This window comes from Paenibacillus sp. FSL R7-269 (genome assembly GCF_000517865.1).
GTDB lineage: Bacteria > Bacillota > Bacilli > Paenibacillales > Paenibacillaceae > Paenibacillus_AQ.
The window spans coordinates 1-604 of sequence record NZ_ASPS01000088.1; the positions used below are offsets into that span (position 1 = coordinate 1).

General features: G+C 56.3%; 1 rRNA gene. It reads right to left on the reverse strand.

Annotation, left to right across the window (positions count from 1 at the left end):
* A 23S ribosomal RNA gene (locus C162_RS29105) occupies positions 1-604 on the reverse strand; the annotation flags it as partial.

The window sequence follows — 604 nt, forward strand, 5'->3', positions numbered from 1 at the left end:
CCTCGTCGTCTTCAAGGGGTCTTACATACTGGGAAATCTCATCTTGAGGGGGGCTTCACGCTTAGATGCTTTCAGCGCTTATCCCGTCCGTACGTAGCTACTCAGCCATGCTCCTGGCGGAACAACTGATGCACCAGCGGTACGTCCATCCCGGTCCTCTCGTACTAAGGACAGCTCCTCTCAAATTTCCTGCGCCCACGACAGATAGGGACCGAACTGTCTCACGACGTTCTGAACCCAGCTCGCGTACCGCTTTAATGGGCGAACAGCCCAACCCTTGGGACCTACTTCAGCCCCAGGATGCGATGAGCCGACATCGAGGTGCCAAACCTCCCCGTCGATGTGGACTCTTGGGGGAGATAAGCCTGTTATCCCCAGGGTAGCTTTTATCCGTTGAGCGATGGCCCTTCCATGCGGTACCACCGGATCACTAAGTCCGACTTTCGTCCCTGCTCGACTTGTAGGTCTCGCAGTCAAGCTCCCTTATGCCTTTGCACTCTGCGAATGATTTCCAACCATTCTGAGGGAACCTTTGAACGCCTCCGTTACTCTTTAGGAGGCGACCGCCCCAGTCAAACTGCCCGCCTGACACGGTCCCCGTACC